The sequence below is a fragment of the Starkeya nomas genome (assembly GCF_902703545.1).
In the GTDB taxonomy this organism is placed as follows: Bacteria; Pseudomonadota; Alphaproteobacteria; order Rhizobiales; family Xanthobacteraceae; genus Ancylobacter; species Ancylobacter moscoviensis.
In genome coordinates this window covers 2,027,661-2,045,203 of sequence record NZ_CACSAS010000001.1, presented here as the reverse complement: position 1 = coordinate 2,045,203, position 17,543 = coordinate 2,027,661, and the positions used below count along the sequence as shown (strand labels likewise).

The 17,543-nt window shown below is 68.4% G+C and carries 30 protein-coding genes and 1 tRNA gene; 12 read left to right on the top strand and 19 right to left on the bottom strand.

Going from position 1 to position 17,543, the window contains the following annotated elements:
- Positions 1-41 precede the first annotated feature (41 nt).
- The 13 genes from STARVERO_RS09905 to STARVERO_RS09845 all read right to left on the bottom strand — a co-directional run bounded on the left by STARVERO_RS09905 (position 42) and on the right by STARVERO_RS09845 (position 6,561).
- Complete coding sequence (locus STARVERO_RS09905) at positions 42-551, bottom strand: DUF2158 domain-containing protein (RefSeq protein ID WP_159598720.1); 510 nt, start codon at positions 549-551, stop codon at positions 42-44.
- Positions 551-1,519, bottom strand: coding sequence for a hypothetical protein (locus tag STARVERO_RS09900; RefSeq protein WP_159598719.1), 969 nt, complete (start codon positions 1,517-1,519; stop codon positions 551-553). The genes STARVERO_RS09905 and STARVERO_RS09900 overlap by 1 nt, the downstream gene beginning before the upstream one ends.
- Before the next feature lie 2 nt (positions 1,520-1,521).
- Positions 1,522-2,661, bottom strand: coding sequence for a DUF7146 domain-containing protein (locus STARVERO_RS09895; RefSeq protein WP_159598718.1), 1,140 nt, complete (start codon positions 2,659-2,661; stop codon positions 1,522-1,524).
- A complete protein-coding gene (locus tag STARVERO_RS09890; protein WP_159598717.1) occupies positions 2,658-2,825 on the bottom strand; it encodes a hypothetical protein in 168 nt (55 codons plus the stop codon). Before STARVERO_RS09890 ends, STARVERO_RS09895 begins: the two co-directional genes overlap by 4 nt.
- Entirely contained in the window at positions 2,822-3,235 is a 414-nt protein-coding gene (locus tag STARVERO_RS09885; protein WP_200837757.1) for a hypothetical protein, read from the bottom strand. Before STARVERO_RS09885 ends, STARVERO_RS09890 begins: the two co-directional genes overlap by 4 nt.
- Entirely contained in the window at positions 3,232-3,534 is a 303-nt protein-coding gene (locus tag STARVERO_RS09880; RefSeq protein WP_159598716.1) for a hypothetical protein, read from the bottom strand. The genes STARVERO_RS09885 and STARVERO_RS09880 overlap by 4 nt, the downstream gene beginning before the upstream one ends.
- Entirely contained in the window at positions 3,531-3,863 is a 333-nt protein-coding gene (locus tag STARVERO_RS09875) for a hypothetical protein (RefSeq protein ID WP_159598715.1), read from the bottom strand. The genes STARVERO_RS09880 and STARVERO_RS09875 overlap by 4 nt, the downstream gene beginning before the upstream one ends.
- A gap of 77 nt (positions 3,864-3,940) precedes the next feature.
- Positions 3,941-4,723, bottom strand: a complete 783-nt coding sequence (locus STARVERO_RS09870) for a ParB/RepB/Spo0J family partition protein (RefSeq protein WP_159598714.1) — start codon at positions 4,721-4,723, stop codon at positions 3,941-3,943.
- Positions 4,724-4,727: 4 nt separating this feature from the next.
- On the bottom strand, positions 4,728-5,006 hold the full coding sequence (locus STARVERO_RS09865) for a DUF2312 domain-containing protein (protein ID WP_159598713.1): 279 nt from the start codon (positions 5,004-5,006) through the stop codon (positions 4,728-4,730).
- Positions 5,007-5,020: 14 nt separating this feature from the next.
- Entirely contained in the window at positions 5,021-5,464 is a 444-nt protein-coding gene (locus STARVERO_RS09860; RefSeq protein ID WP_159598712.1) for a hypothetical protein, read from the bottom strand.
- Positions 5,457-5,741: a hypothetical protein gene (locus STARVERO_RS09855; RefSeq protein ID WP_159598711.1), complete on the bottom strand. Its 285-nt coding sequence runs from the start codon at positions 5,739-5,741 to the stop codon at positions 5,457-5,459. The genes STARVERO_RS09860 and STARVERO_RS09855 overlap by 8 nt, the downstream gene beginning before the upstream one ends.
- On the bottom strand, positions 5,738-6,322 hold the full coding sequence (locus STARVERO_RS09850; protein ID WP_159598710.1) for a hypothetical protein: 585 nt from the start codon (positions 6,320-6,322) through the stop codon (positions 5,738-5,740). The genes STARVERO_RS09855 and STARVERO_RS09850 overlap by 4 nt, the downstream gene beginning before the upstream one ends.
- Positions 6,319-6,561 carry a hypothetical protein gene (locus tag STARVERO_RS09845; protein WP_159598709.1) on the bottom strand — a complete coding sequence of 81 codons (243 nt, stop codon included), beginning with the start codon at positions 6,559-6,561 and terminating at the stop codon, positions 6,319-6,321. The genes STARVERO_RS09850 and STARVERO_RS09845 overlap by 4 nt, the downstream gene beginning before the upstream one ends.
- A 236-nt stretch (positions 6,562-6,797) precedes the next feature.
- Between STARVERO_RS09845 and STARVERO_RS09840 the strand changes: the two genes are divergently transcribed.
- Positions 6,798-7,343 (top strand): LexA family transcriptional regulator, encoded by a 546-nt coding sequence (locus tag STARVERO_RS09840; RefSeq protein WP_159598708.1) that lies wholly within the window; start codon positions 6,798-6,800, stop codon positions 7,341-7,343.
- A gap of 3 nt (positions 7,344-7,346) precedes the next feature.
- Here the strand turns inward: STARVERO_RS09840 and STARVERO_RS09835 are convergent, their stop codons facing one another.
- On the bottom strand, positions 7,347-7,709 hold the full coding sequence (locus STARVERO_RS09835) for a hypothetical protein (RefSeq protein WP_159598707.1): 363 nt from the start codon (positions 7,707-7,709) through the stop codon (positions 7,347-7,349).
- Positions 7,710-7,894: 185 nt separating this feature from the next.
- On the opposite strand from STARVERO_RS09835, the gene STARVERO_RS09830 reads away from it, so the two are divergent.
- The 8 genes from STARVERO_RS09830 to STARVERO_RS09795 are packed head-to-tail and all read left to right on the top strand — an operon-like array spanning position 7,895 to position 11,665.
- Complete coding sequence (locus STARVERO_RS09830; RefSeq protein ID WP_159598706.1) at positions 7,895-8,335, top strand: hypothetical protein; 441 nt, start codon at positions 7,895-7,897, stop codon at positions 8,333-8,335.
- On the top strand, positions 8,328-8,633 hold the full coding sequence (locus tag STARVERO_RS09825) for a hypothetical protein (RefSeq protein WP_159598705.1): 306 nt from the start codon (positions 8,328-8,330) through the stop codon (positions 8,631-8,633). Before STARVERO_RS09830 ends, STARVERO_RS09825 begins: the two co-directional genes overlap by 8 nt.
- Positions 8,626-9,054 carry a helix-turn-helix domain-containing protein gene (locus tag STARVERO_RS09820; protein ID WP_159598704.1) on the top strand — a complete coding sequence of 143 codons (429 nt, stop codon included), beginning with the start codon at positions 8,626-8,628 and terminating at the stop codon, positions 9,052-9,054. The genes STARVERO_RS09825 and STARVERO_RS09820 overlap by 8 nt, the downstream gene beginning before the upstream one ends.
- Positions 9,051-9,287, top strand: a complete 237-nt coding sequence (locus STARVERO_RS09815; protein ID WP_159598703.1) for a ribbon-helix-helix domain-containing protein — start codon at positions 9,051-9,053, stop codon at positions 9,285-9,287. The genes STARVERO_RS09820 and STARVERO_RS09815 overlap by 4 nt, the downstream gene beginning before the upstream one ends.
- Entirely contained in the window at positions 9,284-9,586 is a 303-nt protein-coding gene (locus STARVERO_RS09810) for a hypothetical protein (RefSeq protein WP_159598702.1), read from the top strand. The genes STARVERO_RS09815 and STARVERO_RS09810 overlap by 4 nt, the downstream gene beginning before the upstream one ends.
- Positions 9,583-10,041 (top strand): hypothetical protein, encoded by a 459-nt coding sequence (locus tag STARVERO_RS09805; RefSeq protein ID WP_159598701.1) that lies wholly within the window; start codon positions 9,583-9,585, stop codon positions 10,039-10,041. The genes STARVERO_RS09810 and STARVERO_RS09805 overlap by 4 nt, the downstream gene beginning before the upstream one ends.
- The gene (locus STARVERO_RS09800; RefSeq protein WP_159598700.1) at positions 10,038-10,274 is read left to right on the top strand and encodes a hypothetical protein; all 237 of its coding nucleotides are present in this window, start codon (positions 10,038-10,040) and stop codon (positions 10,272-10,274) included. Before STARVERO_RS09805 ends, STARVERO_RS09800 begins: the two co-directional genes overlap by 4 nt.
- Positions 10,274-11,665 carry a site-specific integrase gene (locus tag STARVERO_RS09795; RefSeq protein WP_159598699.1) on the top strand — a complete coding sequence of 464 codons (1,392 nt, stop codon included), beginning with the start codon at positions 10,274-10,276 and terminating at the stop codon, positions 11,663-11,665. Before STARVERO_RS09800 ends, STARVERO_RS09795 begins: the two co-directional genes overlap by 1 nt.
- A gap of 163 nt (positions 11,666-11,828) precedes the next feature.
- On the opposite strand, the gene STARVERO_RS09790 is transcribed toward STARVERO_RS09795, so the two are convergent.
- Positions 11,829-11,905: transfer RNA gene (locus STARVERO_RS09790), tRNA-Met, on the bottom strand.
- A gap of 110 nt (positions 11,906-12,015) precedes the next feature.
- Positions 12,016-12,522, bottom strand: coding sequence for an NUDIX domain-containing protein (locus STARVERO_RS09785; RefSeq protein ID WP_244616708.1), 507 nt, complete (start codon positions 12,520-12,522; stop codon positions 12,016-12,018).
- A 30-nt stretch (positions 12,523-12,552) separates the two neighbouring features.
- On the opposite strand from STARVERO_RS09785, the gene STARVERO_RS09780 reads away from it, so the two are divergent.
- Complete coding sequence (locus STARVERO_RS09780) at positions 12,553-13,482, top strand: metallophosphoesterase family protein (RefSeq protein WP_144342212.1); 930 nt, start codon at positions 12,553-12,555, stop codon at positions 13,480-13,482.
- A 25-nt stretch (positions 13,483-13,507) separates the two neighbouring features.
- On the opposite strand, the gene STARVERO_RS09775 is transcribed toward STARVERO_RS09780, so the two are convergent.
- On the bottom strand, positions 13,508-14,110 hold the full coding sequence (locus tag STARVERO_RS09775) for a hypothetical protein (protein ID WP_159598698.1): 603 nt from the start codon (positions 14,108-14,110) through the stop codon (positions 13,508-13,510).
- A 178-nt stretch (positions 14,111-14,288) separates the two neighbouring features.
- On the opposite strand from STARVERO_RS09775, the gene STARVERO_RS09770 reads away from it, so the two are divergent.
- Together STARVERO_RS09770 and STARVERO_RS09765 are read left to right on the top strand one after the other, a co-directional pair.
- Positions 14,289-15,383, top strand: coding sequence for an alpha-hydroxy acid oxidase (locus tag STARVERO_RS09770; RefSeq protein ID WP_159598697.1), 1,095 nt, complete (start codon positions 14,289-14,291; stop codon positions 15,381-15,383).
- 145 nt (positions 15,384-15,528) lie between these two features.
- Positions 15,529-15,822, top strand: a complete 294-nt coding sequence (locus STARVERO_RS09765; RefSeq protein ID WP_186291876.1) for a hypothetical protein — start codon at positions 15,529-15,531, stop codon at positions 15,820-15,822.
- A gap of 227 nt (positions 15,823-16,049) precedes the next feature.
- Here STARVERO_RS09765 and STARVERO_RS09760 read toward each other — a convergent pair whose 3' ends face one another.
- Complete coding sequence (locus STARVERO_RS09760) at positions 16,050-16,658, bottom strand: pyridoxamine 5'-phosphate oxidase family protein (protein ID WP_159598696.1); 609 nt, start codon at positions 16,656-16,658, stop codon at positions 16,050-16,052.
- A gap of 11 nt (positions 16,659-16,669) precedes the next feature.
- The gene (phnF, locus tag STARVERO_RS09755; RefSeq protein ID WP_159598695.1) at positions 16,670-17,464 is read right to left on the bottom strand and encodes a phosphonate metabolism transcriptional regulator PhnF; all 795 of its coding nucleotides are present in this window, start codon (positions 17,462-17,464) and stop codon (positions 16,670-16,672) included.
- Positions 17,465-17,543 lie beyond the last annotated feature (79 nt).

Genomic DNA, 17,543 nt, shown 5'->3' with positions numbered 1-17,543 from the left:
CGGGAAGGCTGGCGCGGCACGCGGCCGCGCCGGATGGGCGATCAGAAGGGGATCGTGTCCGCGTCCGATCGGACCGGTTCAACGCGGTGCAAGAGCTTCGGATCGAGATCCGCATCATGAAGAAAGCCGCCAAGGTCGCGGTCCGTCACGGCATCATTCCAGTAAATGACCCTGACCTTCCCGAGGCAAAGCAGCTCGGACACCACCATCTTCCCGCCGCCGCTCTTGAGCTGGACAACATCGCCAACGAAGAACGGCCAGGGCGAGGGCGCCATGCAGTTTGCTCGATCGGCGACTTCCTTCGACCAGCGCGACCACAGGGCAACGCCGCCCGATTTCGTTTCGAACCTTTTGACTTCGTGCCCAAGGTCCGCAAGCCGGCCGGCCAGATTGCCGGCCAAATCGCTATTGTGCCAGCCGTGCGGTCCCTCGAAGCGGTGCTGGAAGAAGAAGCCCTGTTGCTTCAGCTGCTGCAGCGCGGCCGGGGTGCACGACACGTAATCGCGCGCTTCGTTGTCGATCGGCGGGGTGGTCTTGCGACGCGCGGCCATTACTTCACCCCGTCACCGATCGAGTGGAGCTTGTTCTGCGAGATGTTCTTGCCGGCCGCCTCGGGCAGGGTGCGCAGGCGGTCCGCCTTCGTCCGCGCGGCCGCCATCTGCGGATCCACATCGGCGATCCCGGCGACGCGCTCGAGCACCGTGTCCTCGATGTCGACCAGGCGCGTGGCGACCGCGGGCGCCGGCGGCGGGAAGCGGTGGACCATCTCCGCATTCAGCGTCTCGACGACGTCGGCGACGGCCGGAATGATGCGCGCCGCGAGCTCGATCGCCGCGCGGTCGACCGGCAGCAGCTCGTGCCACTGGCCGGTGACATGGCCGAGCTCGCGCATCTTGTTGAACAGCACCTCCGGCGCCGGACGCCGATCGAGCGCATAGGCCAGCACATCACCGAACATGCCGTCGCTGGCGCCGGCGAAGGCGCCCCAGTTATCCGTGCTGAATTGGTGGAAGGGTTCCGTCTTCATGATGAAGCTGGAGACGGCACCTTCCACCACCCAGCTCGCGAGCATCACCGTGCCGGCGGACGAATAGGGCGCCAGCTCATCCCAGCCCAGCGGGGTCGTGCGCGTTCCCTCCGGCAGCGGCTCGGGCTCCTGGGACACCTGCGCCCTCAGCTCGTCGATCATCGCCAGCATGTCGGTGACGATCTCGACGGGATCCTCCGCCGGCGACCAGTCCTTCCACTCCGGCTCACTGGTGACGACGGTCAGCGTGTTCATGAACGAGCGGCCGATCGCTTCCATGTCGGCCCGCTCCTGCTCCGCTGCTTCGTCGGCGGCCTCCTGCTCCTCGGCCGCCTTGCGCTTGGCATCTTCGGCCTCACGCGCGGCCGCTTCGTCGGCGGCTTTCTGCTTCGCGGCCAGCTCGGCCTGAAGCTCCGCCGACGCCTGAGTTTCAGGCCCTTCGGCGACAATGACGGGCGTCTCGCCCTTCGCGGACGTGTCCTTCCTGGTCATGCTCAGTCCTTTCCTGTGAGGGTGTCGTTCAGGTCCTTGCCGGTCGGCGCCGGCAGGCGGGCGAGGGGCTTGCCGCTGCGGGCGAGCGCCAGCTCGGCGCGCTCCAGCGTCTTCAAGGCTTCCGCCTTGCCCCAGTCGTTCTGGGCGGCGACATAGATCTCGGAGACGCACGGCCGATCGACCGGCTGCTGCGCCAGATTGCCGAGCGATACCGCCCCCCATACGCGCAGCTCGGGCACGGCGAGCGCCGCCGAAAGCCCGTCTTCCAGCCCTTCCGTCAGGCAGAGCGGGCCGGAGACGCCATCCGTGGCATCGGCATCGCAGGGATTGAGCCCCGAAGGTCCATGCGCGATCCACATGGACAGGCCCAGCTGCTCGGGCCAGATCAGCTTGGGCTTCTCCACATCGGCCTTGCCGGAGCCATCCGGCGCCAGGAAGGTGTAGTGCAGCGAGCGCAGATGGCCGCCGGCGTTGCGCAGCGGGGTCACGATGGCGGGGAAGCGGGGCCCGGGCCGCACCTTGTAGCGCTGGCGCCGGCCGCCTTCGATGCGCTCGCCCCATTCGGCCGCCATCCAGTATTCCGCCGCCGGCAGGTAGCGCAGGTCGCCGGAATAGTGCCGCACCTGGTCGAGCCGGATCCCGCGCACCTCGAGGTAGCGCCAGGCCGGCGAGCCCGGCATTACCAGCCTGCCGGACATCCACACCTGGTGCGCCCGCTGCTCGCCGTGGCGCCGACGGCGCTCCTCGGCTTCCGCGTTCTCCCGTTTGCGCTGGGCACGGCTCTCGGCCGCGGCGCGCCGGTCCTCGGCGGTCATGTGCTCGATGCCGAGCATGTCCCGCAGCCAGCCGGCGGCGAAGGCGAAATCGCTGATCGGCTTGCCGTTGAGGTAGGAGACGAGGCCGAAGATATCGCCCTTCACCTCGTCCGGATCGCCGAAATCCTTGAAGCCGCCGGCGGCGGTACCGCCGGTCCAGATGCAGAGCGAGGGCGAGCGGTCGCGCCGCATGGGGTTGGAGACCAGATAATGCGCGCGCGAGCCGCCCTGGTAGCGCCCGCCCGGGGCGAGCTGGGCGATGATGTCGCGCAGATGATCCTGGGCGAGCGCCTTCAGTTCCGCCGTGGCCTGGTGCTGGCGGGTCATCGGTGCACCCAAAAAGCGAGGGCGACGACGATCGTGAACCACGTCACGGTCTGGAAGTTGTCGATGGTCTGCGATCTCTGGGAGGGACGCGTAGCGAACCTCACCACGTCGAAAGCCGCCCAGCCGAGCCAGACACCGAAAAGCATCTCGAGGGGAGTGGTCATGCCTCACCTCCCGCCTTAGCGCGGTCCTCGGCGCGATCGATGCGCTCGATCTCCGCGATGATCAGCGCCGCCGCGCGGACGAGATCCGCGCGCGGGTTCTTCGGCTTCCACCAGTCGAGAGACCAGCCGCGCGGCCAGAGGCGCGGCACGGTGAACGCGGCGCCGGCGACGCGGCGCAGAAGGTTCGGCCGGGCCGCGCTTTCGCAATAGCTGCCCGCAGCGAGAGCCAATTCCGCCTCGGTGTGGCTGTCATCATGCTCGGGCGTAAAGCCTTCCTTGTTCCACTGGCGGTCGCGCTCGTTCATCACGTCGATGACGGCCTTGGAAAGGTCGGTCGGGTCGATCCACCCGGCCTCGATCGCGGCGTCGAAGGGGCTGTCCTCCGGCTCGCCCCACGCTTCGTAGCTCATGCCGAGCCCTCCGGCTTGTGTTGGAGGGAAATGGCCGGAACGTTAGGGAAATGCAGCGCGGCGGCGTCGCCCGCCACTACCATGCAGCGCTCCACGATCACGCCTGGCGCGCCATCGAACGTCTGGACCAGACAGTCCTGGATGACGATCTGCCGAAGCTGGAGGTTGCGGATGATCAGCCGCCCGTCCGGCGAGATCATCTGCTCGATCCGGTGCAGATCGCCCGTGGTGGCCTTCACCAGCGCCGGGGCGGCGATGGTGGCACCGAGCAAGGAAAGAAACCCGCGGCGTGACGTCATGCCGAGCCCTCCGGCTTGCGCTGGATCGCCTCGTCGATCGCCAGCATGTCCCTGTTCTTCAGGCAGAAGGCGGCGAGCACCTTCACCATGTCGGCCCGCTCGGCGGTCGACATGTAGTTGAAGCGCGGGTCCCGGCCGGCGGCCGCGCCCGTCTCGTCCGTCTCGGCGACGAACAGCGTGAACTGGTAGCCGGGCAGCATCTCCCGCAGCGTGTCGAGCGTCGCCTTCATGACGCCGACCACATCGGATTGCGCCGGGCCGTGCCCGCCGGGAAAGATCTCCTCCGGCCGGGCATCGCGGGAGAGCTTCCTGCGCTTCGCCTCACCCATGGTTCACTCCGCCGCTTGTGCCGGCAGCGGCAGGCGCTGCTGCAGGAACTGGGTGATGCGCGCGGAAAGCACGCCGTTCAGCGGCTGCCCCCCCTATGGTGGGTCACCCGCGCCTCGGTGAGCTCGTGCTTGAAGTCGAAGTCGTCGAAGGCATCGAGCAGCCCGCCGCCGGCGTCGCGCCATGCCGGCACGGTGCCGAGCACCGTGCACAGCGCCTCGATCACCGGCTTGCCCAGCATGCCGGGATTGCCGTCGCTGGTCTGGGTGACGCAGGAGAGCGCGGTGATGACCGCGTCGCGGCCGTGCCGGGCGATGGCGGCGAGGATCACGTTCGGCGCGATCGTCTCGCCCCGCTTCATCAGCGTGGCCTGCACCGGATAGCGCAGCACCGTCACCTCGGCGGCGCGGCACACCTCGTCGCATTCGACCGCGGCCTTTTCGCCGGCCGAAACCCGGGCGTGATACATCGACATCGAGGAGACTTTCGTCACCTGCCCGTTGATGGCGGCGAAGGCGGAGGCCTGCTCGGCCCGATCGGCGATCACCACCTCGCAGGGCACGCTCTCGATCTTGCGCAGCGCCGCGGCCGTGGCCCGGTGCTGGCCGTCGATGACGGCGTAAAGCCCGCCCTCGATCGGCGCGACGATGACCGGCGCGAACTTGCACCAGTCGAAGCCGCGCGCGATCGAGAACAGGGAGCGCCGGCCCTCGGCCGTGATATCGCGCTGGTAGCTGGGATCGACGCGCAACTGCTCGATCTTGATCCACTGCAGCATCGGCGCCGCGCCGAGGTCTCGATCGGCACCGGCGAAGTCGGCCCAGAAGGCCTTCTGGTAGGGAGCGGGATCTATGGTGCGCATGGCATCACCCCACCATGCCCAGGGCTTGCAGGTAGAGGTCGAGGATTGCCTCCTGCTCGGCCCGCTGGTCGGCGTCCTGCCGGCGGATCCGCAGCAGCTCGCGCAGCGCCTTCACGTCGAAGCCGACGCCCTTGGCTTCGGAGAAGACGTCCTTGATGTCGTCGGCGATGGTCTTTTTCTCCTCCTCGAGGCGTTCGATACGCTCGATGAAGGACTTGAGCTGTTCCTTCGCGAAGCCGGCGGCGGCATCGGAGAGAGGCTGGTCGTTCGGAATGTCGGACATGCGGGTTCCTCCGCTCAGCCGCCGCACGGCGTGCAGGTGAAAAGGCTCTCGTGAGTGGGTGGCACCGCCCGCGCGTCGGGTGTGCAGTCGCACGCGGGCGGTGCCGGCTCCGGCGCCGGGGCGATGGGGGCGGTATCAGCGCCGGAGGTCTCGGCGGCGGAGCGCAAGGCGTCGCGCCGGTAGAGGGAAACGAAGGCGGAGACGAACAGCGCCAGCGCGTTGAGCGCCTCCGGCCAGGTGCTCGCCCGGCTGTTACCGGCCAGCACGTTCTGCGCCAGCCGGTCGATCAGCTCGAGGCTGTACGGCCCGGCCACCTGGATCAGCCGGTCGCCCTCGCGCCGCGCCATGGCGACGTGATTGTGGCACTCCGACATCATGAGGTAGCGGGGCGCCGCCTTGTCCACGTCGACGCGCTCGATCTCCGCGAGCACATAGAAGCTGATGACCGGCTCATCCATGGCGGCCTCCGCGCATCTCGCGGCGGAACAGCAGGCCATGGCGGACATAGATGCCCGAAGGGCAGCTCGCCACGGCATCGAGCAGCGCCACGATCAGCAGCGAGCCGGTCAGCAGCACGCCGCCGAACGTGAACAGCGGGCGGTTCAGCATCGCGGCGCTCACCGCGATGGAGGTCATCGCGCCGGCGGCATACAGGGCCACGGCGCCGCCGATCGACAGGCGCAGATAGCCGTAGCCGGCCGGCCTTTCGGGCTTGGAAGGCATCCAGTGCTTCATGGGTCTTTTCCAGTCACGGCCGCGGCGGCGCGGGTGAGCAGCGCGTCGATCGAGGGATCGTCGCGCAGGTCTTCCACGGTGCGGGCGGCCTTGTGGACGCGCTGTTTGGACGTCCTGCAGGCCTCCGCCAGCGCGGTGAGCGAAACCTGCAACTCGACATGGGTGAGGTAGAAGGCGAGCTGTCGCGCCCGGGCGGCCTTCATCCAGGCCGGATCCATGGGGCGGGACGAGCCCTCGTCGGGCGCCAGCGCGATCTGCGCGTCGGCGCCGAGCTCGGCGCAAAGAAAAAGCACCGCCGCCCGCCAGAAGGCGGCGACCATCGGGGGCGGCGGTGCAGTTGGCTCTCCTGTGGCAAGACGGTCGAGCGCTCGGGAGAGCTTGATCAGGGTGCGGGGCTGGGGCCGGGTGCGGCCTGCTCGAAGATAGTCCCAGGTGCGGGCGGAGATCCGCGCGGCAGCGAGCAGGGCCTCGAGTGAAACCCCCATATCTCGGCGCCGCGCGTCGATCGCACGCAAGCCGTAGGGATCAGTTGACGATTGCACCGCAATTTGCGTCGCGGCTATCGCGCCGGCCCAGCTCATTCGGCCGCCTCGCTGGTTTCGGGATGGAGATTGCGGAGGCGGGCGAGCTGTTCGCGCTCGTGCTTCTCGATCGTCAGCGCCACCTTGCGCTGGGTGGACGTCAGCACCTCGCGGCCGCGGCTGGCACGGCCGAGCGCACGACCGACCGTATGCTCATCGAGGCCCGTTTCCTCTGCGATCGTGCGCACGCTGAGGCGCAGCTCGCGGGCCCGGGCATCGAGATCTTCGGGATTGCGCATGGACTTGGACACCTATTCCGTGCAAGTTTGCACAGGCAGCCGTGATTTGCTGCTCGGTGTCAAGTGCTATGTATCTCGGTGCGCCGCACACACAAGATATGCACATTCGGACGCGCATTGGTGCGCGAACGAACGTGTATGGGCAGATGGCGAGGCCGAAATCGACAGCACGGGCGGAAGTTCGGGACACGCAAAGGGCGTGGCTCCGGCAGATCGTCCGCGACACCGGCAAGTCATTGACGCAGATCGCGTCAGAGGCTCAGGTTTCCCACACTACGCTCACGCGGTTCGACCGGCCGGACTATTCCGGCACGCTGAACACCCTCACCGTGCAGCAGATCGCCGAGGCCATGGGCGTTGAACCGCCCGGAGGCATCAACCCGGCTGAGCTGCCGGTGCGGCGCGCCGGCCTGCAGCGCGATGCCGAACCCTTCGCCATGAACGACGATACCGATCCGCGCGGCGCTGTGAAGGCGCTCATCGGCAATCGGGCGGGCGCGGCGCCGTTCCGCATGCGCACGCGAGCCCTCGAACTCCGCGGCTATCTGCCGGGCGACGTGCTCATCGTCGACATGAACGCGGATCCGCGCGAGGGCGACATCGTCTGCGCCCAGGTCTACGACTTCTCCGGCAATGCCGAGACCGTCATGCGGGTCTACGAGAAGCTGGTGCTGACGGCCGCGACGCTCGACGCGGAGCTGCAGAAGCCGCTCCTTGTGGACGGCGAGCGCGTCGTGGTGATGGGCGTGGTCACCGACATGGTGCGCACCCGCTCGCGCTAACTACTAGTCCCGCGCCTCATACGCTTCGCTGATCTTGTGGGCTTCGCGAACGATGTTGTGCGCATTGTAGCGAATAAAGCCTGACAGGGCGTAGCCGCCGCTTAGCACGACGACAAACAGGGCAAACGTCACCCCGCGATGACGTCGCCGATTGAGTAGCCGCTCGACTTCGGCTTTGTCGGCCATTGCCTCATCATGCGTACGCGGAGCGGGCAAATACGCAGCTCGGGCGGCGCGGACGTACTTTTCATGTTGCTCAAAGCGATGCGCTCGCAAGAGGGCGATTGCGAATGCCGCGATGATGGGACCCCATTCCAGCAAGGCGAAATACACATGGGCCAGCAATAGCGTCAGCAGTTCACGCATCGGGCTACCATATCTCGTGGTTGCTCCTTGCCGTGCCTGATCTTTTGCACCTGATTTCTGGTTCCACGTGAAACCAAATGCACATCGTCATGTGCTCTCTTGCACGTGCAATCGTGCACATGTAGCGTATCCACGTCCGGTTGCTTCGCGGGCGCCGTTCGCGGGCCGGGCAGGGATGCACGACGATGGAAATCAAGGACATTGATCCAGCGCTGGCGGAGGCGCTGGCGAAGCAGCGGGTCATACTCGAGGAACAGGCCGGCCTCAGTGGGGCCAGGGGTGCCTTCGGTCGCCTCGCTCTCCGGTATGGCGAGGTCTTTCAGAACGCGCTCACCGGCGAAACGCTGCGGCGCACCGAGCCTGAGGACATCATGGACGCCGTCGGCCGCCTGGCCGGGTACCAGATGACGTTGGCGGCCGTGCAGTTCCTGCACATGGTGCCGCAGGAGCAGCAGGAACGCGCGCTCATCTTCATGGTGCAGGCGATGATGAGCGCCGCCGCCGATTACAGCCAGGGCATGATCCGCTCATACCTCGCGGACGAGGCCCCTGTGGTCAATTTCACGATCCACGAAAGCGGCCCCATCGAGGTGACGCACCGCGGCGGGGCCAAGACCAATGGCTGATCCCCTCACCATGACGCTGGACGACCTCGCCGAGGTCTTCCGGCGCACGGCGCCAACCACGGCGCGCCATGTCCGGAAGCTGGCGGAGGACGAAGGCTTCCCGCCGCCGCTGCCGGGGCGCAAGCCTAAGCTCTGGTCGCGCCACCAGGTCGAGGCCTGGCTGCGCGATCCCCGCCGCGCCCAGGCGAGCCCGCTGCCGGCGAACGACGCCGGCGCCATCGATCCCGCCTTCTCACCCGAAAACGTCGCCGCCGCCCGCTCGCGGCTGGCCGCCCGCTACGGAGCACCCCATGCTTGAAAACCTTCCCCTCACCACGATCGAGCTGACGGACGAGGCGATGACACGCCTCATCGCCCATCGCGTGCGGCTCGCCCGCGAGCTCACGGGCCTGTCGCAGCAGCGCGTTGCCCAGCTGATCGACGTCTCTTTTCAGCAGGTGCAGAAATACGAGAAGGGCACGAACCGGATCTGCCCGGCCAAGCTCGCCCGCCTCGCCCGCGCCACCGGCCGCTCCATCGGCTGGTTCTATGACGACGTCGCCGCTGGCGGCAGCTCGGCCGAAGCCGGCATCGTCTCCCGCCTGGCGAACGATCGCGACTTCGCCGAGCTCGCCGCCACCTGGGACGCGCTGCGGCCGCCGGCGCGTGCTACCGCCGGGCAGATGATGCAGCTGCTCGCCGCCCTGCATGCCGAGCTCGAGCAGGGGAGGGCGGCATGAGAAGCCTCATCCTCAAGCGCTCGGTGAACATCGCCGGGCACAAGACCAGCATTTCCCTCGAGGAGCCCTTCTGGATCGGCCTCAAGGAAAGCGCCGCCCGGCGCGGCCTGACGATCGGCGAGCTGGTCGGCCTCGTCGACGCCAATCGCGAGCACACCAACCTCTCCTCGGCGCTGCGCCTCTACGTGCTCGATCACTACCGTGCCGGGCACGCCGAGAGGAGGGCGGCATGAAGAAGCGCATCTCGGATAGCGAGCTGCTGGACCTCATCCAGCTCGTGAAGGCGAAGAAGGCCGGGCTGCCGGACGTCGTCACCCGCAACAGCTCGACCCTCGCCGCGTATTTCCGCGCTGCCGATGCGGCCGTCGAGGAGCTGGTGAAGAACCACGGTGCTCGTCTGACGAGGCCCCGTGGCGAGCAGCGTCTTTCCATGGCGGGCGTCGCCACGACCTGCACCCACGGTAGCAGCGGCCTGCTCACCAACTGGATCAATGCCGCCTATCGCGAGCTCGACCGGAGGAGGCTGGCATGAAGGTGCTTCATTTTGAGGACCGCGGGCAGGACTGCACATGGTGGTGCATCGACGATGACGGCCTTGTCGTCCGCTGCGGGCCGTTTCAGGCCAGCGTGTGGTGTGGGCAGCGTGTGCGGCTCGAGACGGTCAAGGTTGGCCGTCGGCCGGCCTTTATCTCCAAGATGAGCGGTCGCGAGCTTGAGCTCAACTATTGCATCAGGAAGATCGACACCGTCACTGACAATGACCGGACCGTGCTGCAGCATGCGTTCTCGCCCGGGCTGGTCCGCTCGCGGCGCGGCCATTGGCTCCGGCGAGACCATGCCGGCCCGTGGTATCGCGACAGCACTATCGAGCGCCTGTGGAAGCTCGGCCTTGTCGCCGGCTGCCAGACGGGAAAGCCGGGCGAGACCCTGCAGCTGACGCAGGCGGGTGTCGACTTCGTCAGCGCCGGCGAAGGGAGGGCGGCATGACCCCCAGCAAGACCGCCATGAAGATCGCCCGGATTGCGGTCGCCCGGGATCTCGATGACGCCGGCGCCCATGCGGCCAGCGCGTATGTTCTCGCCGGCGCGGCCGATGACGGGGAGCGCGTGCGCTTCGCCGCCATCGGCGCCGAGGCGGCGATCCAGCTCGGCAACCTCGTCGCTGCGTCGCGATTGAAGGTGCTCGAAGCCGCCCTCGCGAAGCAGGAGGAAACCCTCTGATGACCCGCTCGACGCGCGCCCGCAAGCGGGTAGACTCCACCGCCGTGCAGTCGGCGAAGGGGGCAGGGATGGCGAAGGTGATCGTTCGCATTCCCAATGTGAGCTGGCGCGACGGCCGGCCCCGGTTCAATCCGGGGCCCAAGCTGCGCAAGCTGGGATACAAGGGCGAGGATCTGAGGCACCCCACGGGTGCCTGGTTCACGGTGCCGGAGGCGGCGGACTGGGCGCAGGCGCGCGCGGACGAGGTCGCCGGCCGGCGCAAGGCCAGGGCGGAAACCGGCCGTCTGCCGGCCCGCCGGCGGGAGCGGCACCAGACCATTCAGGGCCTCGCGGACGAATGGTTCGAAAGCCCCAAGTTCAAGGGCGGCACGGTGAAGGGCAAGCGCGTCGAGCCCGGGCTGTCCGAGGTCACGGCCGCCGACTACAAGGGCAAGCTCGCCTCGCTCTGGAAATACGATCCCGAGCTCGGCCAGGAGCCGCCGCCGGCGATCACCCCGCAGCTCGCGCAAGCCATCTTCGATCGCATGTGGGAAGAACGGGGCCTCGCCGCCGCGCGATCGGCGGTCGCGGTACTCTCCTCCATGTGGAAGTGGGCCAAGGCGCGCGGGCGCGGCGGCATCATGCTCAACCCGTGGATCGGGCTGGAGAAGCCGATGCTGGCGCCGCGCCTGGTCGTATGGGAGGACCACGAGGTGGCCGCCCTGGTCGCCGCGGCCGACGCCTGGGCGCGGCCGGAGATCGGCGACAGCGTCTATTTCGGCCTGTTCACCGGCCAGCGCCAGAACGATCGCCTCGCCTATGAGCGCGCGGGCACGGACGATGAAGGCCGGCTCGTGTTCCGCCAGTCCAAGACCAACGCCATCGTCGCCATTCCGGCGACGCCGCACCTCGCCGCCCGGCTCGATGCCGCCGAGCGCCGGCGCTTCGCGCTCCCCATCGCCGGCCGGCCCGACAAGGGCGAGGCGCAGGCGGTCGCGGACGCGCGGGCCCGACGCCTCGTCATCGTGGACGAGACCGCCGGCCGGCCCTTCCTCCGCGACTGGTACAAGCACGTCTTCATGCGGGTGCGCGAGGTCGCCGCGCGCGGCCTCGTCCACAATTCTGACGGCACCGTCGAGCTCGGGCCGGAGAAGCCCACGGGCTCGGAGAGATGGCGGCTGCCGCCGTGCCCCTCGGTAGCGACCAAGCGCGACCAGGACCTGCGCGACACCGCCGTCACCTGGTTGGCGCGCGCCGGCTGCAACGAGCTGCAGATCGCCGCCATCACCGGCCACTCGCTGGCCTCGATCCATAACGTGCTGAAGCACTACCTCGCCCTGCATCCCGAAATGGCGGATGCCGCGATCGGCAAGATGCTGGCATGGATGGAGAGCCGGGGGAGCGTGCTGTGACGGACAAAATCACGTGTCCGTCGCACGCTTCCTCACGGGGCGGAGAACAAAAGTCGCACGTGCGACCGTGCGACCCCCGGCGAATGTCGCACGGTAGGTCGCATGTTCTCGGCCCGTTCTTCTGGTGATCTCTGCTAACCCGTTGAAACGTCTCGGGTTCGAATGGTAGCGGGAGAGGGACTTGAACCCCCGACCCCAGGATTATGATTCCCGTGCTCTAACCAGCTGAGCTACCCCGCCACGACGCGCCGGCAACGAGGCCAGCACGCAGAGTGGCGCGATATAAGGAAGGGGGCCGGATGGTGTCAAGGCGGGAAAGCCGGCATCGCCCGCGGATATCCCGCCAATCCCTACCAATGTGCCGCCGGGGCTGTGCCGTCGAGGACCTCGGCGATGCGTCGGCGCGTTGCCGGCGAGGTGTCGTCGGGCAGGGCGTGCGGCGCGAAGAAGCCGATCTCGGCGATCTCGCGATTCGGGACGGCGGCGATCCCTTGCTCGAAACGCTCGATCACATAGACGACAACGTGATCGCGCGCGGCGAGATGCCGGTTGAGCAGCAGCCCGTGCAGGCGCGGCGGGGCGAGGGGCGTCACCGCCGCTTCTTCCTGAAGCTCGCGGATGAGCGCCGTTTCGGCGGTTTCGCCCGGCTCGACGCCGCCGCCCGGCAGGTGCCAGCCCGGCACATAGGTATGGCGCAGCAGCAGGATGGCGCCGCCCTCGTCGATCACCACGCCCCGCACGCCGAGCGTGACGCCGCGGGTCAGCCGGCCCCAGCGATGCAGAAGGCGCGTGAGCAGACGCCGGGACATCGGCATGGGCGGGGGAGTGGCGGCGGTGCCGCTGGGAGAGCGTTCCATCCGCTGTCGCGGGCTGGTAAGGAAGTCCTTGTGTTTGTCCTCGCCCATCTCACCGACGCCCATCTGGGACCGCTTCCCCGCGCGCGCTTCGCCGAGCTTGCCGGGAAGCGCGCGCTTGGCGTGCTCAACTGGCGGCGCGGGCGCCAGCACCGATTCAACATCGCCACCATCGACCTGCTGGTGGCTGACATCAAGGCGCAGGCGCCGAACCACATCGCGGTCACCGGCGATCTGGTGAATGTCGGCCTCGCGGCCGAATATCTCACCGGTCTGAACTTTCTGAAGTCGCTCGGCGGCGGGGCGGACGTGACCGTGGTGCCGGGCAATCACGACGCCTATGTGCGCTCCACCGCTCATCATTCGCTGCTCAACTGGGGCGACTATATGCGCGGCGACGGGGTGAACGGCGACGTCACCGCTGAGAGCGCCTTTCCCTTCGTGCGCCGGCGCGAGGGCGTGGCGTTGGTCGGCGTCTCGACGGCCATTCCCACCCGGCCCTTCATGGCGACCGGCAAGGTCGGGCGGGCGCAGCGCGAGCGGCTGGCCCATGTGCTGGACGGCCTCGCGGAGGAGGGGCTGTTCCGCGTGGTGATGATCCATCACCCGCCCTGCGGCGTGCGTGCCGGGCACAAGCGGCTGATCGACGAGGAGGCGGTGCGGGAGGTGCTGGCGCGCCATGGCGCCGAGCTCGTCATCTGCGGCCACGACCATGTGCAGATGGTGGAGATGCTTCCCGGGCCGCATTCCGCGCTGATCCCGGTGGTGGAGGCGCCGTCCTTCGCCGCCGGGCCGGACGACCGGCATTGGCCGGGCGGGTATCACCTCTACCGGATCGAGCGGGTGCCGGGGGCGCCTTTCCCTTGGCGCTGCACCATGGAGGCGCGCGGCTTCCAGCGCGGCGATCCGACCGTGGCGACGCGCAGCGTGCGGGTGCTGACGGAGCCCGTCAGCGCCGGCTGATCCATTCAGCGCGGACGTGGGACGTTCAGCGCAGGCTGAATTCCGGGTGCAGCACCGCCAGTGCCAGCACCGCCAGGGCGCCGATGATGATCCCCAGCACGAAAGGCAGGACCGCGCGGCGCCAGCCGCCGGTCGCAGCCGGCGCCGGTTCGGGCACGGGGTGGTGCGGCGCGGGATGCGGCTCGGCCGTCGTTTCCGGCGGCACGTTGACCGCCACCATCGCCTGCTCGCGGGCGATCAGGCGCCGGGCGACATAGCGCGTCACCGCGTCGACGATGTCATAAGGATTCGCGCTTTCCGCCAGCACACGCCGCCCGGAGCGGGTGTCTTGTAGGAAGCGGTAGGTGCGATGGTCGCGAGCGAGTGTCACATGGGCCACCATGTCGACGAACAGGCGCGGTGTCTCGCCGGGCATCAGACCCCGGTCGAAGAGCTCGGCATGCTCCAGCGGCACCTCCGCGAAGATCGGGTCCAGCAGCTCGTTGAGCATGGACAGCCGGGTGAGGCTGGCGTCGCGCAGCTCGACGATGACGCCGGAGCGCTCCGCCGCCTCCACCCGCGCGGCGCGGATGGCTTCCCGCAGCGACAGGCCGGGCGTATCGCCGCGCAAGCGCTCGCTCTCGTCCATTCGCCGGGATCCCCGTTTACTGCCGCCTGCGGCGCACACGCCTTCCTGCGCATCATAGACCGATGCGGTTAATGGGCCGTTCGTGCCGCGCAATGCTGCACGTGCTCGCGGAAGGGATTATGAACGGGAAGGGAAGCGCCGGCAGGCTGGATTCCACGCGCCGGGATTTGAGGACCGTATGACGCGAAGCTTCGAGATTCCGCCGGGCGTGGTCGCACCGGACGACTATGAGCCGCTGGCCCGCGAGCGGCTGACCCCGGAGGCCTATGCCTATTACGCCGGCGGCGTGGCGGACGAGATCAGCGTGCGCTGGAATCGCGAGGCCTTCGAGCGGCTGAAGCTCAGGCCACGCGTGCTCGGCGACTTCACGGATGGCGGCACCGGCCTGACCTTGTTCGGCCAGCCCTTCGAGCACCCGATCCTGCTGGCCCCGGCGGCGCATCACGGGCTCGCCGTGCCGGAGGGTGAGATCGCCACGGTGGTAGGGGCGGGCGGCGCCAAGGCGGGGATGATCGTCAGCACGGAATCGGATTTCACGCTGGAGGAGATCGCCCGCGCCGCCCGTACGCCGCTGTGGTTCCAGCTCTATATCCAGCACGACCGGGGCTTCACGGCCGATCTGGTGCGGCGGGCCGAGGAGGCCGGCTACGGCGCGCTGGTGGTGACGGTCGACGCGCCGGTCTACAGCCTGCGCAACCGCGAGCAGCGGGCCGGCTACCGGCCGCCCAAGCTTTCCGAACACGCCAATATGCGCGGCCTCCACACCAACTACGTCGCCGAGGCGGCGCTGGGCGAAAGCCTGATGTTCCGTGGCTATCTCGACGTTGCCGCGCGCTGGGCGGACATCGCCTGGCTGCGCTCGATCACGCGGCTGCCGATCCTTCTGAAGGGCATCATGACGCCGGAGGACGCCGAGCGCGCCATTACCCATGGCATCGACGGCATCGTCGTCTCCAACCATGGCGGCCGGGTGCTGGACACGTTGCCCGCCAGCATCGAGGTGCTGCCGTCGGTGGCGCAGCAGGTGGCGGGCCGCGTGCCGATCCTGATGGATGGCGGCATCCGGCGCGGCACGGACGTGTTGAAGGCGCTGGCGTTCGGCGCCTCGGCGGTGCTGGTGGGGCGGCCCTATCTCTACGCGCTCGCCGTCGCGGGCCCGGCGGGCGTCGCCCATGTGCTGCACCTGCTGCGCTGCGAATTCGAGGTGGCGATGGTGCTGACCGGCTGCCGCACGCTGGCGGATATCGGGCCGGACGTCATCTGGCGGGGCTGACCGCGCGGGCCCCCAGGTCGTGCGCCGAACTGTTAGCAGAAACGGTCGCTGTTTCTGAAAATGATTATAAACGGCTGTAGGCCGTATTTACTTGGCTCTGTTTGTGCTAATCTACGCGTCCTGTTTGGGGAAGGGGCTACGTAGTATGGCTATCGAAAGTCTTATCGCCGAGATCATTGGCGGTGCCATCGGCGGCACGGCCGGCGGCAAGGTCGTCAAGGATTCCGACCTCGGCAACATCGGCAACCTGATCGCCGGCGCCATCGGTGGTGGCGTGGGCGGGCAGCTGCTCGGCGGTCTTCTGGGTGCGGCCGGCGGCGACGCCGCGGGCGGCCTCGACATCGCCGCGCTGGCGGGTCAGCTGGTGGGCGGCGGTGTCGCCGGCGCGATCGTGCAGATCGTCGTCGGTCTCATCAAGAACAAGTTGCTGGCGAAGTAATTCGCTTTCCGGACGGGACGGGCGGAGCGCCCGTCCCGTCCGGGAGCCACGAGAATATGAGACGGTGGTCGTCTCGGCCGCCGCGTTTTTGCTTGCGTCTGCCTGATGTCATCTGAGCCTTGCTCCTTCGCAGGGCGAGGCGGATGAGGACGGGCTGTGTTGGCTGGGCTCCGGCCCGGGCATCCTGGTCAATGTATCTCTGGCCGATGCGGCCGGTGGCCGGGCGATCAGTAGAGCGTGGCGCGGTAGCGCTCCAGCATTTCCGCCTGTGTTTCCGCCGTCGCGAGGCCGAGTTGGTCGCGCAGGATCTCGCCCATGCTGGGCAGCCGCTCGCGCGGCAGGAAGCGCTCCGGGTCCCAGGCGCGCGAACGCATCAGCGCCTTGGCGCAGTGCATGTAGGCCTCCTCGATCTCGATCCGCAGCACGGTGGCGGGCCGGCGCCCGTCGATCTCGAAGCGGGCGAGGAGGTCGGCGTCGTCGCGGATTTCCGCCCGACCGTTGATCCGCAGCGTCTCGTCGACGCCGGGAATGAGGAAAAGCAGCCCGATCGCCGGATTGGCGAGCAGATTGGTCAGCGTGTCCAGGCGGTTGTTTCCCGGCCGGTCGGGCAGCAGCAGCGCGCCCGCATCCTCGACCTGAACGAAGCCGGGCGCGTCGCCGCGCGGCGTGACGTCCGCCCGCCCGTCGGCGCCGAAGCTCGACATCATCACCAGCGGCGAGAGGCCGATGAAGCTGCGGCAATGAATGTCGAGCGCCGGCAGCACCTTGCGACGGCTGCGCTCGCGCATCTCGGCATAGAGGGCGCGAAGCTCTTCGGGGCGAGTGATGCGGGTCATGGGGCGTCCTCTCAGGTCTTGACCACGAGCTGCACGCGGTCGGCGGAGAAGCGCGCCCGTGAATACTGGATCGGCCGGCGCTGCGCATCTCCGTTTATGGCGTCGATCACCATCACGGTGCGGCCTGCGGGCAGGCTGAGAAGGCGGCGTTCCTCCTCGTCGGCGAGGCGGGCGGTGATGCGCGTCTCCAGCCGGCGGTAATCGCCGAGGCCGAGCGTTTCCAGCGCGCGCGTCACCGAGCCGGTGGCGGCGACCAGAAGGTCGAGGTCGCGGCAGCGCCCGGCCTCGTACCAGTGCGAGCCGATGGTGATCGGCACGCCGTCCGCCTCGCGGATCATGTCGACCCGCAGCACCTCGTCGCCCGGTGCGAGGCGCAGCGCTTCGGCGATCTCCGCCGTCGCCGGCTCGATGCGCGAGCCGATGAGCCGGCCGCTGGGGGCGCGCCCCTCCCGCGAGACGATCTCGGAAAAGCGCGTGCGCGCGCCGATCGGGTAGCGGATGGGCGGTTCCTTCACGAAGGTGCCGCGCCCCGGCGTGGCCTCGATGAGCCGCTTGTCGGTGAGCATGGCGAGCGCGCGGCGCAGCGTGTGGCGGTTCACGCCGAAGCGTTCCGACAGCTCCATTTCCGTGGGCAGGCGCGTGCCGGGCGCGAGGCGGCCTTCCACGATGTCGGCCTCGAGGCGTTCGACGATCTGCTTCCAGAGGGCGACGCCGGTGCCGCGCGCGACATCCTCGCCGGGATCGTCGCCGGGCAGGTCGGCCGGGAAGGGCTGATGCGTCACGGCGCTGTCGTCGGTCTCGCTCATATTTCCACCGCGGTGCAAAACTGCGCTTGCCTGTTTGTATAGATCAATATACAAATCCGCCGAAAAGTAAACGCCCTTC

Excerpts from the sequence above, each read along its gene's own strand:
- STARVERO_RS09905 (WP_159598720.1), bottom strand. The coding sequence starts at position 551 with ATGGCCGCGCGTCGCAAGACCACCCCGCCGATCGACAACGAAGCGCGC.
- STARVERO_RS09900 (WP_159598719.1), bottom strand. The coding sequence starts at position 1,519 with ATGACCAGGAAGGACACGTCCGCGAAGGGCGAGACGCCCGTCATTGTC.
- STARVERO_RS09895 (WP_159598718.1), bottom strand. The coding sequence starts at position 2,661 with ATGACCCGCCAGCACCAGGCCACGGCGGAACTGAAGGCGCTCGCCCAG.
- STARVERO_RS09890 (WP_159598717.1), bottom strand. The coding sequence starts at position 2,825 with ATGACCACTCCCCTCGAGATGCTTTTCGGTGTCTGGCTCGGCTGGGCG.
- STARVERO_RS09885 (WP_200837757.1), bottom strand. The coding sequence starts at position 3,235 with ATGAGCTACGAAGCGTGGGGCGAGCCGGAGGACAGCCCCTTCGACGCC.
- STARVERO_RS09880 (WP_159598716.1), bottom strand. The coding sequence starts at position 3,534 with ATGACGTCACGCCGCGGGTTTCTTTCCTTGCTCGGTGCCACCATCGCC.
- STARVERO_RS09875 (WP_159598715.1), bottom strand. The coding sequence starts at position 3,863 with ATGGGTGAGGCGAAGCGCAGGAAGCTCTCCCGCGATGCCCGGCCGGAG.
- STARVERO_RS09870 (WP_159598714.1), bottom strand. The coding sequence starts at position 4,723 with ATGCGCACCATAGATCCCGCTCCCTACCAGAAGGCCTTCTGGGCCGAC.
- STARVERO_RS09865 (WP_159598713.1), bottom strand. The coding sequence starts at position 5,006 with ATGTCCGACATTCCGAACGACCAGCCTCTCTCCGATGCCGCCGCCGGC.
- STARVERO_RS09860 (WP_159598712.1), bottom strand. The coding sequence starts at position 5,464 with ATGGATGAGCCGGTCATCAGCTTCTATGTGCTCGCGGAGATCGAGCGC.
- STARVERO_RS09855 (WP_159598711.1), bottom strand. The coding sequence starts at position 5,741 with ATGAAGCACTGGATGCCTTCCAAGCCCGAAAGGCCGGCCGGCTACGGC.
- STARVERO_RS09850 (WP_159598710.1), bottom strand. The coding sequence starts at position 6,322 with ATGAGCTGGGCCGGCGCGATAGCCGCGACGCAAATTGCGGTGCAATCG.
- STARVERO_RS09845 (WP_159598709.1), bottom strand. The coding sequence starts at position 6,561 with ATGCGCAATCCCGAAGATCTCGATGCCCGGGCCCGCGAGCTGCGCCTC.
- STARVERO_RS09835 (WP_159598707.1), bottom strand. The coding sequence starts at position 7,709 with ATGCGTGAACTGCTGACGCTATTGCTGGCCCATGTGTATTTCGCCTTG.
- STARVERO_RS09830 (WP_159598706.1), top strand. The coding sequence starts at position 7,895 with ATGGAAATCAAGGACATTGATCCAGCGCTGGCGGAGGCGCTGGCGAAG.
- STARVERO_RS09825 (WP_159598705.1), top strand. The coding sequence starts at position 8,328 with ATGGCTGATCCCCTCACCATGACGCTGGACGACCTCGCCGAGGTCTTC.
- STARVERO_RS09820 (WP_159598704.1), top strand. The coding sequence starts at position 8,626 with ATGCTTGAAAACCTTCCCCTCACCACGATCGAGCTGACGGACGAGGCG.
- STARVERO_RS09815 (WP_159598703.1), top strand. The coding sequence starts at position 9,051 with ATGAGAAGCCTCATCCTCAAGCGCTCGGTGAACATCGCCGGGCACAAG.
- STARVERO_RS09810 (WP_159598702.1), top strand. The coding sequence starts at position 9,284 with ATGAAGAAGCGCATCTCGGATAGCGAGCTGCTGGACCTCATCCAGCTC.
- STARVERO_RS09805 (WP_159598701.1), top strand. The coding sequence starts at position 9,583 with ATGAAGGTGCTTCATTTTGAGGACCGCGGGCAGGACTGCACATGGTGG.
- STARVERO_RS09800 (WP_159598700.1), top strand. The coding sequence starts at position 10,038 with ATGACCCCCAGCAAGACCGCCATGAAGATCGCCCGGATTGCGGTCGCC.
- STARVERO_RS09795 (WP_159598699.1), top strand. The coding sequence starts at position 10,274 with ATGACCCGCTCGACGCGCGCCCGCAAGCGGGTAGACTCCACCGCCGTG.
- STARVERO_RS09785 (WP_244616708.1), bottom strand. The coding sequence starts at position 12,522 with ATGGAACGCTCTCCCAGCGGCACCGCCGCCACTCCCCCGCCCATGCCG.
- STARVERO_RS09775 (WP_159598698.1), bottom strand. The coding sequence starts at position 14,110 with ATGGACGAGAGCGAGCGCTTGCGCGGCGATACGCCCGGCCTGTCGCTG.
- STARVERO_RS09770 (WP_159598697.1), top strand. The coding sequence starts at position 14,289 with ATGACGCGAAGCTTCGAGATTCCGCCGGGCGTGGTCGCACCGGACGAC.
- STARVERO_RS09765 (WP_186291876.1), top strand. The coding sequence starts at position 15,529 with ATGGCTATCGAAAGTCTTATCGCCGAGATCATTGGCGGTGCCATCGGC.
- STARVERO_RS09760 (WP_159598696.1), bottom strand. The coding sequence starts at position 16,658 with ATGACCCGCATCACTCGCCCCGAAGAGCTTCGCGCCCTCTATGCCGAG.
- phnF (WP_159598695.1), bottom strand. The coding sequence starts at position 17,464 with ATGAGCGAGACCGACGACAGCGCCGTGACGCATCAGCCCTTCCCGGCC.